The sequence below is a fragment of the Brucella pituitosa genome (genome assembly GCF_965577835.1).
Lineage (GTDB): Bacteria > Pseudomonadota > Alphaproteobacteria > Rhizobiales > Rhizobiaceae > Brucella > Brucella pituitosa.
Map to the genome: position 1 here is coordinate 1,364,181 of NZ_OZ264092.1, position 14,024 is coordinate 1,378,204.

Sequence of the window (14,024 nt, forward strand, 5' to 3'; positions counted from 1 at the left end):
GAATACGGATAAACCGAAATTACGTGTTCATCGAGTCGAAGAACTCGCCATTGCTCTTTGTCTGCTTGAGCTTGTCGATGAGGAACTCGATCGCGTCGGTTGTTCCCATCGGTGCAAGGATACGGCGCAGAACGAAAATCTTCTGAAGATCAGCGCGTGGGACGAGCAGGTCTTCCTTACGCGTACCGGACTTGAGAATGTCCATGGCCGGGAAGATGCGCTTGTCGGCAACCTTACGGTCGAGAACGATTTCCGAGTTACCTGTGCCCTTGAATTCTTCAAAGATCACTTCGTCCATGCGCGAGCCGGTGTCGATCAGCGCCGTCGCGATGATGGTGAGCGAGCCGCCTTCTTCGATGTTACGCGCTGCACCGAAGAAGCGCTTCGGACGCTGGAGCGCGTTTGCATCGACACCACCGGTCAGAACCTTACCGGATGAAGGGACAACAGTGTTGTAAGCGCGTCCGAGACGCGTGATGGAGTCGAGAAGGATCACAACGTCGCGGCCATGTTCGACAAGGCGCTTAGCCTTTTCGATGACCATTTCGGCGACTTGAACGTGGCGCGATGCCGGTTCATCGAAGGTCGAAGAAACAACTTCACCCTTCACGGAACGCTGCATGTCGGTCACTTCTTCCGGACGTTCGTCAATCAGAAGAACGATCAGATAGCATTCAGGATGATTTGCTGTGATCGAATGAGCGATGTTCTGCAAGAGAACAGTCTTACCGGTACGTGGCGGAGCGACGATCAGACCGCGCTGGCCCTTACCGAGCGGCGCTACCAGATCAATAACTCGCGACGACAGATCTTTCGATGTTGGAACTTCCAGTTCCATCTTGAAGCGCTCATTCGGGTAGAGCGGCGTCAGGTTATCGAAGTGAACCTTGTGACGGATCTTTTCCGGGTCTTCAAAATTGATCGTGTTGACCTTGAGAAGTGCGAAATAACGTTCGCCTTCCTTGGGACCACGGATCGGGCCTTCAACCGTGTCGCCAGTCTTCAACGAGAAGCGGCGAAGCTGGGAAGGAGAAATATAAATATCGTCAGGGCCCGGCAGATAGTTGGCGTCGGCAGAGCGCAGGAAGCCAAATCCGTCCTGCAGCACTTCAACAACACCCTCGCCGATAATTTCGACGTCCTGAGCAGCGAGGCTCTTGAGGATCGCGAACATCAGTTCCTGCTTGCGCATGGCGCTCGCATTTTCGACCTCAAGCGTTTCGGCAAATGCCAGCAGCTCGACCGGGGTCTTATTTTTAAGTTCTTGTAGTTTCATTTCCTGCATGTGTGAGGAACTCTTTTGAAATTTAAGGAGAAAATGCAGTTGTTCGGAAAGGTGGTCACTTTGGTAATGTGACCGGCATCGAAGGCCTGCTGTCATGGTGGGAAGAGGACTCATTCATACTGGTTTGCAGCACGAAGAGCAAGCCTCACATAAGGCGTGTCGGTATTTTGTTCAATAGGTAAAAGTTAATGCAACTCTCAAAAAAGGGAAAGCGGCTTTGTCAAAAATACCGGGAGGCAAAAAGAAAGCCCGGATAAATACCGGGCTTTCTGGATGAAAATTGGCAATCAGAAAGGTTTCACGATCACGAGAATAACGATGAAGATCATCAGGATCGTCGGTACTTCATTGATGATTCGCCAATGTTTGGCCGATTTGGTGTTGCGATCTTCTGCAAAAAGCCGCGTCGCCTTTGACAGATAACCGTGCAGACCGGACATCAACACGACAAGCAAAAGCTTTGCATGCAACCAGCCACCCTTAAAGCCAAAAATCTCCCACGCCATCCATAGGCCGGCGATCCAAGTCACAACCATAGCGGGATTAATAATGAAACGAAGCAACCGCTTTTCCATCACCTTGAAAGTTTCAGAGGTTTCGGAACCGGGTGTTGCGGCACAATGATAGACGAAAAGACGCGGCAGATAGAGCATGCCCGCCATCCAGGCGATCACGGCAATGACGTGGATCGATTTGATCCAAAGATAAGCATCAGCTGGATTCACGTGAAACAATCCCCATAAACCGAGTACCACTACTGCAAGACCAACGATGGTACGGATCAGAGCGGCCTTGCCGCCGTTTGCCTTATCGGAAGCACTCATCATCAGCCTCCACGAACCCGATCAATCATGCGCTGAACATTTTCAATCGGTGCCTGTGGCGTAATTCCATGGCCAAGATTGAAGATCAGCGGGCCCTGCCCGAGATTTTTCAGGATTGCATCAACCCCTTCGTCCAGAGCCTCGCCACCAGCGACAACGCGCAGCGGATCGAGATTACCCTGAATAGCGCCTTCCTTCTGCAATTCCTGCGCAAAAGAAACCGGCACAGACCAATCGAGGCCAAGAACATCGACGCCGGTCTTTTCGCGGTAGCCCGCATAGAGCATCCCGGCTCCTTTCGGGAAGCCGATGATACGCGCGTCGGGATAAACGGCCCTCACCTTCTGAACGATCCGGGCAACCGGACGGACACAGAAACGTTCAAAGCAATCTTCATCAAGAACGCCAGACCAGGAATCGAAAATCTGCACGGCATCAGCGCCTGCATCGAGCTGTTCGATGAGATATTCGGCTGAAACATCCGCCAGATCATTCAAAAGCTTCTCAAACGCTTCCGGGAAGCGATAAGCGAACAAACGAGCGGGAGCCTGATCAGGCGTGCCGTGACCGGCGATCATATAGGTCGCAACGGTCCAGGGAGCGCCACAGAAGCCCAGCAGCGTTGTTTCATCGGGGAGTTGCTCGCGGAGCAGCCGAACCGTCTCATAGACCGGCTCCAGCCTTTTGGCGACACCTTCAGTCTCAAGCCAGAATATCTCATCGGCATCGATTGGCGTCATCAATGGACCCTTGCCTTCTTCAAAGCGAAGGTCTCGTCCAAGGGCATGAGGGACAACCAGAATATCTGAAAACAGAATGGCTGCATCAAAGCCATAACGGCGGATTGGCTGAAGCGTCACTTCGACTGCCAGATCGGGTGAATAGCAGAGGTCGAGGAAGCTTCCGGCTTTTTTGCGCACTTCCCGATATTCGGGAAGGTATCGTCCGGCCTGACGCATCATCCAGATTGGAGGTGGAAAGACTGTCTCACCGTCTATCACTTTCAGGACCTTGCGCTTCATTACATTCCACCCTGTCTGATCTGTTTTCTTGGGTCTGTGTGAAAGTTTTCCCGTCCGGCTCTCATAAAGAAAGGATGATTCAGGAATCTTTTGATTCTTAGAGTCTGTTGGAATCGGGGATTAAGGTTTGTCCGTCTTTTCCCCACAGTTCCGCTCTGGCCATCTCAGCCTGTGCGATAATTCACCGATCACCGGGACAAAAGCAATGAAAACTAAAATCTTTCATTGAATATAAGGGGTTACCAATTGACGCAGTTTCGGTCTCTTTGTGGACAAGCTGGGTATATCGCCGTGATTTCCAAATGTTACGAGTCTTGTCCACAATGGCTTTCCAAAGCTTCTCACATGTTGGCTCGCTGTGGATGACTTGCCAAGTTTCCCACCGCCTGCCATGGCTTGTGGATGAAGCCTGCGTTTTACGCACACTCGTCAACAGGGACGGGAGAAAACTGTGACCAGACCGCTTTCTTACTTTCATCTTCATCTGATTTCTGATGCGACGGGAGAGACTCTCCTGGCGGCTGGCCGCGCTGCGGCCGCTCAATATGCCAATGCGCGGGCAATCGAGCATATCTATCCACTTATCCGCACCGAAAAGCAGCTAGGAAAAGTGCTTGAGAATATCGACGCTGAACCCGGCATCGTTCTTTATACAATCGTCGATCAGAAGCTTGCTGCAATCATCGATGAATCCTGCGCGGAAATGGGTGTGCCGAGCGTTTCGGTGCTGGAGCCGGTGCTCAACACGTTTCAGTCTTATCTGGGCGCGCCTGCGCATCGCCGCGCCAGCGCCCAGCATGTGCTCAATGCCGATTATTTCCGTCGGATCGATGCGCTTAATTTCACCATGGAGCATGACGACGGACAATTGCCGCTCGATATAGAAGAAGCGGATGTCATTCTGGTGGGAATTTCCCGGACATCGAAGACGCCAACCAGCATTTATATGGCGAACCGCGGTATCAAGGCGACGAATGTGCCGATTGTTCTGGGCATTCCGGTGCCGGAAGTTCTCTTTACGGCAAAGCGACCTTTGATTGTCGGTCTTGTGGCGACTGCAGAGCGTATTTCGCAGATCAGGCAGAACCGCCCGCTTGGCAATGCACCGTCGCTTGATACCGGGCTTTATACAGACCGCGTTTCAATTTCAGAAGAACTGGCTTATGCCCGCAACCTGTGCAACCGGCATGGCTGGCCGTTGATCGATGTGTCGCGCCGGTCGATCGAGGAAACCGCGGCTGCTATCATGGCCTTGCTGCGCGATGGCAAGAAGGAAGATCAGTCATGACCACGAAACTTATTCTCGCCTCCAAGAGCCCGTTTCGTTCGGCAATTTTGAAAAATGCCGGCATTGCGTTTTCGACCGAAAGCGCGGATATCGACGAACGTGCGGTCGAGGCCCCCCTTTATAAAAGCGGTGCGACGCCGCAAGAGGTGGCGCAGGTTCTGGCTGAAGCAAAGGCCTTATCTGTCAGTGAGAACCATCCCGATGCCGTGGTGATTGGTTGCGATCAGACGCTTTCGCTGGGCGACCAGATTTTCCACAAGCCTGTGGATATGGACGCGGCGCGCCGTCAGCTTTTACAGTTTTCGGGCAAGACGCATCAGCTCAACAGCGCTGTGGTGCTGGTCAAAAATGGCGAAACATTGTGGCGGCATGTTTCGGTCGCCCGCATGACCATGCGCGATCTCGATCCGGGTTTTGTCGGACGTTATCTTGGTCGCGTTGGCGATATTGCTCTTTCAAGTGTTGGTGCTTATCAGGTCGAAGGTCCAGGCATCCAGCTTTTCGAGGAAATCGAAGGTGATTATTTCACTATCGTCGGACTGCCGCTGTTGCCGCTGCTCCATGAATTGAGGAAGGAAAATTTGATCGATGGCTAAAAAGGCATTTGTCACAGGCTTCCCGATAAAACATTCGCGCTCGCCACTCATTCACGGTTTCTGGCTCAAGGAACTGGGTCTCGAAGGCTCCTATGAAGCCATAGAAGTGGCACCTGAAAATTTTGTGGAATTTGCCACCTCGCTTGAGCAAAGCGGTTTTGTCGGCGGCAACGTCACGATCCCGCATAAGGAAGTGGCTTTTGCGACTGTGGGAAGCCGCGATGAAGCGGCCGAGGCCATTGGCGCGGTCAACACGCTCTGGCTCGAAAATGGCAAGCTTTGCGGTGGCAATACCGATGCCTATGGTTTTGCTGCCAATCTGGATGCGCTGGCACCGGATTGGGACAATGCTGATACGGCTCTGGTTCTGGGTGCAGGCGGCGCGGGACGTGCCATTGTGCACGCTTTGCAGAAGCGGGGTTTTTCGCGCATCTCCATCGTCAATCGCACATTGAGCCGCGCGGAAGAACTGGCGAGTCATTTCGGCAAAGGTGTTTCGGCGCATGGATGGGACGCAGCGCAGCGTCTTGTCAAAGAAGCGGGTCTGATCGTCAACACCACTTCACTTGGCATGAGCGGGCATGGTGAGGCAGAAGAATTTCCGCTTGATTTGAGCGAGGCGCAAAAATCAGCCGTTGCAACCGATATTGTCTATATTCCCTTGAAGACCCCATTTCTGGCCAAAGCGGAAGCAGCGGGTCTCAAAACCGTTGATGGGCTCGGCATGTTGCTGCATCAGGCGGTTCCCGGTTTTGAACGCTGGTTTGGCAAAAGACCGCAAGTGACAGAAGCGCTGCGAAATTATATTCTGGATGATATGAAAAAGGCTGGCGCTTTATGATCATCCTCGGACTGACCGGCTCGATTGGCATGGGAAAAACCACTGCGGCAAACATGTTTGCTGAGTGCGGTGTGCCGGTCTATAGCGCCGATGATGTGGTGCATCAGCTTTATGCGGGCAGAGCCGCGCCTCTGATTGAGGCCGCCTTCCCCGGAACGGTTGTGGATGGCACAGTCGACCGGACAAAACTTTCAGCAGCCGTGCTTGGCAAGCCGGAGGCACTCAAAAAGCTTGAATCCATCATTCATCCACTGGTGCATGAAGAAGAGAAAGCCTTTCTGGCGAGTGCGCGCGCGAATGGTGCCGAAATTGCGCTTCTCGATATTCCGCTATTGTTTGAAACAGGCGGTGAGAAGCGCGTGGACAAGGTGGCTGTTGTCTCAGCCCCCGCCGACATTCAGCGTGAACGCGTTCTGTCCCGCCCCGGCATGAGCGAAGAAAAGTTTGAAGCCATTCTTGCCCGGCAGATGCCGGACGCAGAAAAACGTGCGCGTGCGGATTTTATCATCGATTCTTCGGGAGACTTTGAAGAAACGAGGTTGCAGATTGAAGCCATCGTCGCGGAATTGCGTGGAAAGCCTTCCAATCAATCCTGATTGCCAGCCTGACCATGTTATAAAGCACTAGAGCGCCGTGCCGCCCTGTTGGGCGCACAAAGGTCGCTCTAACACTTTAAAAGTACAGCATCATTTGAAAGGTTTTTCCATGCGTGAGATCGTTTTCGATACGGAAACCACTGGCCTTGAACGGCTGGAGGATCGCGTCATCGAAATCGGCGGTGTGGAAATGATCAATCGCTTTCCCACGGGCCGCACCTTCCACAAATTCATCAATCCACAGGGTCGCAAGGTTCATCCCGATGCACTTGCGGTTCACGGCATTACCGATGAGCAATTGCTCACTGAACCGAGCTTTGCAGACATTGTCGATGAATTCATGGCGTTTTTCGATGGCGCAAAGCTCGTTGCTCATAATGCGATGTTCGATCTTGGCTTCATCAATGCGGAATTGGGTCGTTTGGGAAAGCCGGAAATAGCCGTTGATCGTATTGTCGACACGCTTGCACTGGCGCGCCGCAGAAATCCGATGGGCCCGAATTCGCTTGATGCACTTTGCAAGCGTTATGGCATCGATAATTCGCACCGTACATTGCACGGCGCATTGCTCGATTCTGAAATTCTCGCCGAAGTCTATATTGAACTGATTGGCGGCAAGCAGACCGCACTCGGCTTAAGCTCATCAGGAAATTCGGATGGCGATGGTCGTTCGGATAACAATAGCGGTATTGTGCTCCGCCAGCGTCCGACGCCATTGGCCTCACGCATCAGTGAAAAGGAACGCGCCGCGCATGATGCTCTTGTCGCAAAAATGGGCGACAAGGCGATCTGGAAAAAATACGTAAACTGATCTCTAGAGCATTTCCCGTTTTTCTTGAATCATTGGAAATGCCCTATCTCTTTGTTTTTTCGCACTATCCGACGCAAAACCGCTTCGCACTTTTGCTGGAAATGCTCTAATAAAAAAACCCCGCAAAAGCGGGGTTTTCTTTTGATGTGTGCAGAGATTAGCTCTTTACAGCGTTTCTGGCTTCTTCTTCGGCCATACGGCTCTGGAACATCTGCGCAAAGTCGATCGGGTCGATCATCAGTGGTGGGTAGCCACCATTGCGTGTTGCATCGGCAACGATCTGACGAGCAAACGGGAACAGCAGACGTGGGCATTCGATGAACAGCAGCGGAAGCATATGCTCCTGCGCGATGCCCTGAATGCGGAATACGCCGCCATAAGTCAGTTCTGTGTTGAACAGAACGTCCTTACCGTCGACAGCCTTGGCTTCAAGCGTCAGAACAACGTCGAAATCTGTTTCGGACAGAGGATTGGCGTTTACGTTCACATTGATGTTGATCGAAGGAGCCTTTTCGCGTGGGCGCAGCGACAGAGGCGCGCCTGGGCTTTCAAAGGAAAGATCCTTGATGTACTGGGCCAGAATGTTGAGGGACGGCTGGGCGGTTGCGCCATTGCCGTTCTTTACTTCGCCCGCAGCGGCCTTATCGCTCATTATCGGTATGCCTTCTCTTTAATGATTTATCTTGTTGCCCAAAAAGCAGTGATGCTTGGCTAGCATGTGTGCGTAGATGAGGCAAGAAACCGTTTTTAGGTTAGTATTTGCGTGATTAGTGATCTTTGCGGTCCGGATTCCACGGTGAGTTTTCGTCCGGCTTTGTTGTATAATCTTCCGGGTCCAGATCGATCACATTGTTTTCTTTAGGCCCATATGGGTTTTCTTCAGGCTCATACGGACGATAGGCTCCCGAATAGCGTGTCGATGCAGTCGCCACTACCAGTCGGTTGCGCACAAACCGGTTCCAGACGAGATCACGAATAAATGGAACGAAAAGCAGAAGTCCGATGGCGCTTGTGACAAAACCGGGAACAATGAGCATGATGGCGGCGACGACGATCATTGCTCCATGCATCATTTCGCGGTCCGGCACACGTCCTGCAGCACTTTCGGTGCGGATACGCTGCAACAGCCCGAAGCCCTGTACGCGCAGCAGGAAAAAGCCGAGCATGGCGCTGAGGATGATGAGACCAAGCGTTGCAAACACACCGATTTCGCTGCCGACGATCACAAAACCTGCAATCTCGACGAATGGCATTGCCAGTATGGCAAGGGGTGCAAGGGAAGAGGACACGTCTGTTACGACCTTATGTTGATTTGCGTTTGTAATGAAGCAAACTTCATTCGCTTGTTCTATTCATTTCATACATGCAAAAATGCTTCGCATTCTTACAAAATTGAAACTCTCTATCATACAATATCAGATAGGTATGCGTGATCGGGATTTGAATGATCAATGAAGCCGATCTATATGTATATGTAACGAAATTGACGACGTGAGACGGATTTGTAATCCCGAAACGTCCATTGGTGGCAGGCGGTATGGAATTTTTTGATTTTGGCACGATATTCTTCTTCATCGCAGCGGTGGTAATCTTTCTTCAGCTGAGGAATGTTCTTGGCCGCCGTACGGGAAATGAAAAACCGCCATTTGATCCCTATACTTCTGCACGCAATACCGATGCACAGACTGCCAGCGGCGAAACAGACAATGTCGTTTCCCTGCCGCAGCGACCCGGCGAAAAAGATTTCACCGCGATCGACAAGGTCGCGCCCGCTGGTACACCGGTCAATGATGGGCTCCGCGCCATTCAGGCAGCCGACCCTGCTTTTGATCCCGTAAGTTTCGTTGATGGCGTGAAGATCGCTTATGAAATGATCGTCATGTCCTTTGCCGACGGCGACCGCAAGGTTCTGAAAAACCTGCTGTCCAAGGACGTCTATGAAGGCTTCGTTTCGGCAATCGATGAACGCGAGGCACGCGGTGAAAGCACGCGTTCGACCTTTGTCGGCATTGATAAGGCGGAAATCGCCAATGCCGAAATGAAGGGCTCGGAAGCACATGTTACACTCAATATTGTGAGCCAGATGATTTCTTCCACACTCGACAAGGACGGTAATCTGGTCGAAGGCGATCAGGAGAACGTTGTCGAGATCCGCGATCTCTGGACCTTTGCGCGCGATACGCGCTCGCGCGATCCGAACTGGAAGCTTGTCGCGACCGAAGCGGAAGACTAAAGAGATCTTTTATAACAGGGCCGCGAAATTGGCGGCCCTTTCAATATCGCATTGTTACGGGTCCGGCTGTGAACCAATTGGCGAAATTTTTTCACCCGCTGGGCTATTCCGATTGCCCGGGCTGGGATCAGGACGATCAGGCACTGGCCTTTTCGGCCTTTCGTCGTTCAGCCGATTATGCGGAACATAATCGCTATAACAGCGGCAGTCTCGGTATCACCTTTGAGATGCTGCAACCGGCTTTCGCTGCCGCCCGCTCTCTCGACAATCCCGATACGGCTCAGGCGCGGGCTTTTTTCGAAGAGCATTTTATCCCATGCCGCATCAATGCCGAAGGTTTTGTGACGGCTTTTTATGAGCCGGAGATTGAGGCGTCACGAACGCCGGATTCGCATTTCACCGTGCCTTTTCTGAAAAAGCCCGATGATCTTGTGAAGATCACCGATGAAAACCGTCCTGCGGGCATGGATGTTTCTTATGCTTTTGCGCGCAAAACAGCGGACGGTATCGAAGAATATGATGATCGCCGGTTAATTGAGCAGGGCAGCCTGAACGGGCGCGGGCTGGAGCTTGCTTATGTCGCTGATCGGGTCGATGCATTTTTCGCCCATGTGCAGGGGGCTGCGCGGTTAAAGCTCACCGACGGCAGTTTTATGCGCATCACTTATGCCGCCAAAACCGGCCAGCCTTTTACAGGCATTGGGCGTGTTCTGGTGGTGGAAGGCGAGATTTCGGCTGATGAAATCTCTATGCAAACGATCCGCCAATGGTTGAGAGATCACCCGGAAAAGGCCGATGACCTCATCTGGCAGAACCGTTCCTATATTTTCTTCCGCGAAGCACCGGTTGATGATCCGAATGTCGGGCAGATTGCAGCCGCCAAGGTTCCGCTGACGGGTGGTCGTTCCATCGCTGTGGACAGGCTGCTGCATACATTCGGGACGCCATTTTATGTCGATGCACCTAGCGTTACAGCGTTCGATAATGCCCCATTTTCGCGCCTCATGATTGCGCAGGATACCGGTACGGCGATTGTCGGACCTGCCCGCGGTGATCTCTTTGCAGGATCGGGTGATGCAGCCGGTGAGATCGCTGGCGGGATCAAGAGTAAAGCCGATTTTTATGCGCTCGTCCCGCGCGCTCTGGTCGGGAACTGATCCATGACCGATAAGAGCCAAAAATCTGCGAAAGACTATCTTCGGCCAGAAGACCGTATTCTCTGGGAAACGGTGGCCAAAACGGCCAAGCCGCTGGCTGGCAAAAAGCCCGCTGTAGAGGAAGAGTTTCCGGATTTCAAAGCGGTGATGGCGCAGGAGGCTGATAAAAAGCCTTCGCAAAAAGCGCCCTCGCCTTCCAGCGAGCCAGCGACGCCAAAAAAGAAGCTTACTTCTCTCAAGGAAATGCCGATCCATAGCTTTGATCGGCCAACCCATCGCAAGATTTCCAAAGGACGCGTGGATATTGAAGCGCGTATCGATCTGCATGGGCTTACGCAGAACGATGCCTATGAGCTGCTTTATGGCTTTTTGCTGAGCGCACATGCACGTGGGCTCAAGCATGTGATGGTGATTACCGGCAAAGGCCGCTCATTTGGCAGCGAAGGCGTGCTCAAACAGGCGGTGCCGCACTGGTTCTCGACGCCCTTGTTCCGGCTTCTGGTGAGCGCTTATGAAGATTCGGCCCATCATCATGGCGGTCATGGCGCGCTTTACGTGCGCCTGCGCAAGCAAACGCAGAATGGAGGTCTGATCCGATGACCCCCTTTGGCAAACGCCTGCGTGAATTGCGTGAAGAGCGCAATGTGACGCAAAAGGAGATGGCCGCAGCCTTACGCGTTTCGCCTGCCTATCTTTCGGCGCTTGAGCATGGGCGACGCGGCCAGCCAACCTGGGATCTGCTGCAACGCATCATCACTTATTTCAATATTATCTGGGACGAGGCCGAGGAGCTGCAAAATCTGGCGGCGGTTTCGCATCCCCGCGTGGTGATCGACACGTCCGGTCTTTCTCCACAGGCGACAGAACTGGCCAATCTGCTTGCCCGCAACATCCGCATCATTGATCGCGAGACGATCAAGCATCTGACGGAAGAAATTGAGGCGGCACGCAAGCGCCGCCGGGGCTTTAAGCCCCTGCAACGTTAAGAGCAACATTAAGAGAAATTATACCCGCACACTTTATACCCCACTGCCAGCGAAAGTTGCTGGGGAATGGGGGTTCTCTTGATGATTGTGGTGAAGGCTGTTGCTCGTTTATCGCGGGGCTCACGGCTCCAATGACGCATCCAGGACAATCCAGACACATTTATGGTCTCGATATTCTCCGTATCATTTCAGCCCTGGCGGTTGTGTTCTACCACTTCGCATTTCGGGGTGAAGCTGCAGGGGAATTGCCTGCGCTCGACATTTCGGACTTCGTGAAGAGTATTGCCAGTTACGGCTATCTCGGCGTCAGCCTGTTCTTCATCATCAGCGGCTTCGTGATTGCATACTCCGCTGAAGGGCAGAAACCGTTCGATTTTGTAGTGTCGAGATTTGCGCGAATATACCCAACTTTCGTGATTCTCATGAGCACGACAGCGGTCGTCATATTGCTCTCGTCCAATCCACTATTTCAGGTCAGCGCCAAGCAATATGTGGCCAATCTGTTCATCTTTTCCAAATTGTTGGGCGAACCGCTTGTCGATGGAGCATATTGGTCGATCGTGCTTGAAGTCATTTTCTATGGCTGGATTTTTATTATTATTGCACTCGGCCAATTCCGAAACCTGCTCAGGATCGTTCCATTCTGGCTGGCGCTCTCATTTTTGAATGAGTTTTATGTTGGCTCGGAGCATTTACAGAATCTGTTTATCACCGAACATAGTGGCTTCTTTGCAATGGGGATTGTGCTCAACCGGTTGAGCCGACAATTTTCTTTTTATGCGATTGCACTTTTCGGAGTGGCCACTGCCTATTCGATATACACGTCACTTGCTGCGATAGCATGGGGTGAACAGGCTTATTCCGTCACATTTTCGCCGGTGGTGATTACAATAATTATTCTGCTATCGATCATTGCATTCTTGATGTTGATGAGAATGAACATCAGTGAACGCTACTGGCGTGCCTTGAGCATTTCGGGAGGCGCCACTTACGCGCTTTACCTCATTCATCAGAATGTTGGCTATATAGCAATAACTGGTCTTCTGGGCACAATGTCACCGCTCAGCGCCATTACCCTGACAGTAATCGGGCTGATCGTGTTTTCCATTCTCTATCATGTGGTGATCGAACGGCAGCTTAATCCGAAAATAAAGAAGCGGTTGCTTGGTCTGATAAACAGGCCGAGCAGACCCGCTTCCGGGATTGCGACTTAACGATGTTTACCTGAAGCCTCTCGCTCTAAAACAGCGCTTTCAACTCATCGAGCTTGGTGTTGACCAGCCAGCCATAATAGTTTTCCTGCGGCATCAATGGTGCCTGCCCGGATGCCTTGCGCTGGGCATTTTCATTGGCAAGCGCACGGGCGCGGGCTTCCGCACCGCCAGTATTATAAAGGGTTGCGGTCAGGCCGGGGTTTTTCGAAATGTCGAAATCGGCAATCTGGCGATAGGCTGTGATCGATTGCTTCAGCGTTGCCGCGATATATGGCAGCGTGAGATCGGGGTCCATGATGGTTTTGTAAACCACATTTCCGTTCTCGGCGTTGAGCTTCGGCAGGCCGGATACACGATTGACCATGTCCGACATCTGCAATGCGGTCAGCGGATTGATCTGACCAAGGCCGAATGTCTGCCCTGCATAGAATGGCTGGAAGAAGACGGCGCTGAAACGATTGTTCGGATAGGTCTTGCCGCTCACGGATTTTCCGCGGAACTGCTTGTTCCAGATCGTCTCACGGCAACCCCACAGCGAATAGCTGTCCTTGAACTTGAGGCACTCCGAAAACTCCGGGCGCTTCACGAACTGACCGATGCTTTCGCCATCGTAACCAAAACTCACGCCCTGGTTCACATAGGACATGGCCTTGACGTAATAGGTCTGGAGCCTGTCATAGACATCGACATTATAGGTGTGTTCGCCAACGATTGCGCCGACAATATGGATCGGATCAATGCCGTAAGCCGAAGCGGTCGATTTGATTTTCGAGCGCAGCGAAGCATCTTTTTTCAGAAGATTATAAATCTTGCGATACTTGGCTTCGTAAGTCGTGCTCAGCTCTTTTGTGCGCTTGGCTGAAGCACCAGGAATGGGCGGTTGTTCGTCATTGCGGTTTCCCGGCGGCACGCTAACGGCTGCAAAGGCGCTCTGGCAGGAGAAAGCGATGGCAAGGCAGATGCCTGCAATACGGTTCATTCGGCTGGTCATTGCGCGGTAACGGCCCCAATATGGTTATAGAGCGCCGTGCGCCCCAGTGGGCGCACAAAGGTCGCTTTATCAGTTCAAACTATGCAGTAGCATGTAAAAGCTGGCGCAAAATAAAAAACCCCCTCGATGAAGTCGAGGGGATTTTTGTGTTTCTGGATTATGGGACCGAAGCGTGACTTT

General features: G+C 52.3%; 16 protein-coding genes. 10 read left to right on the forward strand and 6 right to left on the reverse strand.

Translation table 11 applies throughout. The annotated features are described in order from the left end of the window. Window positions 1-19: 19 nt before the first annotated feature. From rho to hemE, 3 genes are all read right to left on the reverse strand, one after another. Window positions 20-1,285, reverse strand: coding sequence for a transcription termination factor Rho (gene rho / locus ACSME1_RS06580; RefSeq protein WP_024898458.1), 1,266 nt, complete (start codon window positions 1,283-1,285; stop codon window positions 20-22). A 287-nt stretch (window positions 1,286-1,572) separates the two neighbouring features. Beyond that, window positions 1,573-2,109 (reverse strand): protoporphyrinogen oxidase HemJ, encoded by a 537-nt coding sequence (gene hemJ / locus ACSME1_RS06585; protein ID WP_024898457.1) that lies wholly within the window; start codon window positions 2,107-2,109, stop codon window positions 1,573-1,575. Window positions 2,110-2,111: 2 nt separating this feature from the next. Next, the gene (gene hemE / locus ACSME1_RS06590) at window positions 2,112-3,131 is read right to left on the reverse strand and encodes a uroporphyrinogen decarboxylase (protein ID WP_024898456.1); all 1,020 of its coding nucleotides are present in this window, start codon (window positions 3,129-3,131) and stop codon (window positions 2,112-2,114) included. 451 nt (window positions 3,132-3,582) lie between these two features. Here hemE and ACSME1_RS06595 point away from each other — a divergent pair, with 451 nt between their 5' ends. From ACSME1_RS06595 to dnaQ, 5 genes are all read left to right on the forward strand, one after another. Then, window positions 3,583-4,419, forward strand: coding sequence for a pyruvate, water dikinase regulatory protein (locus tag ACSME1_RS06595; RefSeq protein WP_024898455.1), 837 nt, complete (start codon window positions 3,583-3,585; stop codon window positions 4,417-4,419). After that, the gene (locus ACSME1_RS06600; RefSeq protein WP_024898454.1) at window positions 4,416-5,015 is read left to right on the forward strand and encodes a Maf-like protein; all 600 of its coding nucleotides are present in this window, start codon (window positions 4,416-4,418) and stop codon (window positions 5,013-5,015) included. The genes ACSME1_RS06595 and ACSME1_RS06600 overlap by 4 nt, the downstream gene beginning before the upstream one ends. After that, window positions 5,008-5,856, forward strand: coding sequence for a shikimate dehydrogenase (locus tag ACSME1_RS06605; RefSeq protein ID WP_105534742.1), 849 nt, complete (start codon window positions 5,008-5,010; stop codon window positions 5,854-5,856). The genes ACSME1_RS06600 and ACSME1_RS06605 overlap by 8 nt, the downstream gene beginning before the upstream one ends. Then, the gene (gene coaE / locus ACSME1_RS06610; RefSeq protein WP_024898452.1) at window positions 5,853-6,452 is read left to right on the forward strand and encodes a dephospho-CoA kinase; all 600 of its coding nucleotides are present in this window, start codon (window positions 5,853-5,855) and stop codon (window positions 6,450-6,452) included. Before ACSME1_RS06605 ends, coaE begins: the two co-directional genes overlap by 4 nt. A 109-nt stretch (window positions 6,453-6,561) precedes the next feature. After that, a complete protein-coding gene (dnaQ, locus tag ACSME1_RS06615) occupies window positions 6,562-7,263 on the forward strand; it encodes a DNA polymerase III subunit epsilon (RefSeq protein ID WP_024898451.1) in 702 nt (233 codons plus the stop codon). A gap of 157 nt (window positions 7,264-7,420) precedes the next feature. Here the strand turns inward: dnaQ and secB are convergent, their stop codons facing one another. Both secB and ACSME1_RS06625 read right to left on the reverse strand, forming a co-directional pair. Then, window positions 7,421-7,915, reverse strand: a complete 495-nt coding sequence (gene secB / locus ACSME1_RS06620; RefSeq protein WP_024898450.1) for a protein-export chaperone SecB — start codon at window positions 7,913-7,915, stop codon at window positions 7,421-7,423. A 115-nt stretch (window positions 7,916-8,030) separates the two neighbouring features. Next, on the reverse strand, window positions 8,031-8,552 hold the full coding sequence (locus ACSME1_RS06625) for an FxsA family protein (RefSeq protein WP_024898449.1): 522 nt from the start codon (window positions 8,550-8,552) through the stop codon (window positions 8,031-8,033). Between the two features lie 248 nt (window positions 8,553-8,800). On the opposite strand from ACSME1_RS06625, the gene ACSME1_RS06630 reads away from it, so the two are divergent. From ACSME1_RS06630 to ACSME1_RS06650, 5 genes are all read left to right on the forward strand, one after another. Beyond that, a complete protein-coding gene (locus ACSME1_RS06630) occupies window positions 8,801-9,496 on the forward strand; it encodes a Tim44/TimA family putative adaptor protein (RefSeq protein WP_024898448.1) in 696 nt (231 codons plus the stop codon). A 68-nt stretch (window positions 9,497-9,564) separates the two neighbouring features. Beyond that, entirely contained in the window at window positions 9,565-10,653 is a 1,089-nt protein-coding gene (mltA, locus tag ACSME1_RS06635; protein WP_024898447.1) for a murein transglycosylase A, read from the forward strand. A gap of 3 nt (window positions 10,654-10,656) precedes the next feature. Next, entirely contained in the window at window positions 10,657-11,253 is a 597-nt protein-coding gene (locus ACSME1_RS06640) for a Smr/MutS family protein (RefSeq protein WP_024898446.1), read from the forward strand. Next, window positions 11,250-11,639: a helix-turn-helix domain-containing protein gene (locus ACSME1_RS06645; protein WP_024898445.1), complete on the forward strand. Its 390-nt coding sequence runs from the start codon at window positions 11,250-11,252 to the stop codon at window positions 11,637-11,639. The genes ACSME1_RS06640 and ACSME1_RS06645 overlap by 4 nt, the downstream gene beginning before the upstream one ends. A 131-nt stretch (window positions 11,640-11,770) precedes the next feature. After that, window positions 11,771-12,853 carry an acyltransferase family protein gene (locus ACSME1_RS06650; protein WP_024898444.1) on the forward strand — a complete coding sequence of 361 codons (1,083 nt, stop codon included), beginning with the start codon at window positions 11,771-11,773 and terminating at the stop codon, window positions 12,851-12,853. 25 nt (window positions 12,854-12,878) lie between these two features. Here the strand turns inward: ACSME1_RS06650 and ACSME1_RS06655 are convergent, their stop codons facing one another. Beyond that, window positions 12,879-13,844 (reverse strand): DUF1402 family protein, encoded by a 966-nt coding sequence (locus ACSME1_RS06655; protein ID WP_024898443.1) that lies wholly within the window; start codon window positions 13,842-13,844, stop codon window positions 12,879-12,881. Window positions 13,845-14,024: the final 180 nt, after the last annotated feature.